The sequence below is a fragment of the Endozoicomonas sp. ONNA2 genome (assembly GCF_024606365.1).
Lineage (GTDB): Bacteria > Pseudomonadota > Gammaproteobacteria > Pseudomonadales > Endozoicomonadaceae > Endozoicomonas.
In genome coordinates, this window is sequence record NZ_JAHHPO010000885.1 from 1 (window position 1) to 2,820 (window position 2,820).

A 2,820-nucleotide genomic window follows, 5' to 3' on the forward strand; every position below is an offset into this window, starting at 1 on the left:
CGGGGATTTCTGATCTGACGCTTCATCGACAACCGGGCATTTCCTACAATGCCGCATTGCGTATGCAGCTCAAACTCATGCAGGTCATATAAACTTTCTCTGTGTCATGACGCAGGATCAGTGCTAATCAGGTTATTATTTACAGTGTCGCCCCAGCGGTCATTAATGGGTGAACTTTCAGATAGCAGATAGGGCCTCCTGTGGCACTGTCGTTATTCCGTTTAGTGCAATAAAGAGTGCAATGAAGAGCGTAATGAAGAGTGCAATGAAGAGCGTAATGAAGATAGTACGATGAAACCGTTAAAGGATAAGGTTAAAAAGTCTTTCCTGATTGGGCAGGATAAAGCGGTGGATCTTGCCAGATCTGCGGCCAGTTCCCTGGAGAATGGCGTCGACCGGCTGCTTAACCGGCGCCTGACACTGGGGGTGACCGGCTTCAGCGGCAGCGGCAAAACTACCCTGATTACCAGTCTTGTTCATCAGTTACAGCACTATTCTGATGCGCTTCTGGCTGCCTTCCCCCCGGTTTTGCAGGATCGCTTATTGGGGGTACAACTGTCCGCTCTGGATGGCGTAAGACGGTTTCCCTGTCAGCAGGGTATTGAAGCCTTATCAAGAGGTCGTTGGCCGCAAGCCACAAGGGAGGAATCCGGCTTCCTGCTGGAGATCAAGTTCCGTCATCCGCCCGGGTTATTGCGCCGGGGAAAACCCGGGATCAGTCGTCTTTATCTGGAGATTCGTGACTATCCGGGCGAGTGGTTACTGGATCTGCCGTTACTGACTATGGATTACCGTGGCTGGTGTGCGCAAAGTCACTCCCTTTTTGACCGTGCCATGCGCCAGTCTATTGGCCGGAGTTTTATCGAAAAGCTCAAGTCCATTGACCCTCTTGAACCCATTTGTGAGTTGCAATTGCAAGTACTGTGGCAAGAACAGCTGACCTTTCTCACGGCTTGCCAGCAGGCGGGCTTGACCATGATTCAACCCGGACGCTGGCTGCATGTTGCCCCTTCAGGTGATGACAGCAAACTGCCGTTTATCCCGCTGCTGGCGATCACTGGCTGTTCAGAAGATCAGTTGGGGGGAGCTTCGCAGGACTCTTTATTCAAAGTGTGTGAAAGGCATTATCAGAGTTATCTGGAAACCCGGGTGAAACCCTTTTATCGAAATACCTTTCAGAAGGTTGATCGACAACTGGTGCTGGTTGATGTGCTTAAATCGTTAAACAGTGGTCCCGAAGCGTTTGATGATCTTCGCTTCTCGTTGACCCGGGTTCTGCAAAGTTTTGATTATGGCCGCAACAGCCTGCTCAGACGATTAATTCAGCCACGGATCGATCGGGTTGTGTTTGCCGCCAGTAAAATTGATCAGGTGCTGCCTGACCAGCATGAGGCGGTGAGAGCATTGATGGCAAACCTGGTTCAGGAGGCAAGACGCAGGGCCGCGTTCAATGCTATTGATGTCCGCTGCGAAGCGGTTGCTGCTGTTCGCTCAACGACTTATGTAGACTATCAGGGGCGTCAGGCTCTGCAGGGGATGACTGAGCAGGGACCGGGAGTGCTACTGCACCCGGATATTCCTGAACAGATTCCGGCGATGGATGACTGGCAGGCTTTGGGCCAATGGCAGCTGCGCCGACTGATGCCGCCAGAGGGGCTACAGTTGATGGCGGGTGGCCGATTACCCCATATCCGTCTGGATAGCATTCTTAATGATCTGCTGGGAGACCGGTTTTTATGAGCAGAACTCACGACCCATACTTTATTCCCCTGGAACCCGAGCAATCCCTGGATACACCGGAGTCCATCAGTGATGGCTTTCAGGAACGGGTGTTGCAGGGGTCTGAGCTGGCGGCCAAACCACTGCGTTTCCTCCGGTCGGCAGGTTATGGACTGCTGACTCTGCTGTTGCTATTGGTGCTTTGGCAAACTGCCGGACTGGGCCTTTTTTTGTATCAACTGCATTGGTCATTAGCCTTGTTGTTTTGTGCACTTTTTCTGGTTCTGGCGGTCATTGTCGTTAAAGCCGTGGTGGAGTTTTTCCTGTATCAGCGGGACTTCAGACAGATCAGCGGACTACAGGCGCAGGCGGCACAGTTTCGCGACCAGAGAACGACAGCATTAAAAAAACACTGGCTCGGGCAGTTGAGTAAACTTTATCAGGGGAAGCCCCAGCAGGTGCTGCTGGCACAAGTATTATCTGAAATGCCGGATTACAGTGATGACAGCGAGCTGCTGGCTTATCTGGATCGCCATTTTTTCCAGACACTGGACCAGCAGGCCGTTACCCTTATTTCACAACATAGCCAGCAAGTGGCTTTGATGGTGGCTCTGAGCCCGTTTGCCGCGGTTGATATGCTGCTGTCGGCCTGGCGCAGTATCCGGATGCTCGATGAGATCTGTCAGGTATACGGTGTCAGACCTTCATTGCCAGCCCGTACTCACCTGTTAACCATGGTTATGGAGCAGATGGTGCTGGCGGGTGCTACAGAGCTGCTGTCGGATCAGTTGGCAGACTTTACTTCCAACCGGTTGCTTGGCGTGGTCAGTTCCCAGGCTGCCAGCGGGATTGGCGTCGGTATCTATGCTGCCCGAATTGGGTTCAGGGCCATGGCGCTTTGTCGTCCAATTCCTTTTGCTGATGATCAGAAACCCGGAATTGGTCGTTTAGCCAGAAGTATCCTGACTGCCATGGACACACGGTTTCGGAATACAGCTGATTCCGGAAATAAAGCAGAATAATCTTTTCCCTGTTTCATCAAATTGGCTGCCATCCTCGCTACGGGGACGCCCAGTCGGGCGCTATTCTCGGACAGCCTCC

General features: G+C 52.4%; 2 protein-coding genes. Both read left to right on the forward strand.

Going from position 1 to position 2,820, the window contains the following annotated elements; translation table 11 throughout:
• Nucleotides 1-291 precede the first annotated feature (291 nt).
• Complete coding sequence (locus KDK14_RS15775) at nt 292-1,740, forward strand: YcjX family protein (protein ID WP_257266131.1); 1,449 nt, start codon at nt 292-294, stop codon at nt 1,738-1,740.
• Nucleotides 1,737-2,741 (forward strand): TIGR01620 family protein, encoded by a 1,005-nt coding sequence (locus KDK14_RS15780; protein WP_257266132.1) that lies wholly within the window; start codon nt 1,737-1,739, stop codon nt 2,739-2,741. The genes KDK14_RS15775 and KDK14_RS15780 overlap by 4 nt, the downstream gene beginning before the upstream one ends.
• Nucleotides 2,742-2,820 lie beyond the last annotated feature (79 nt).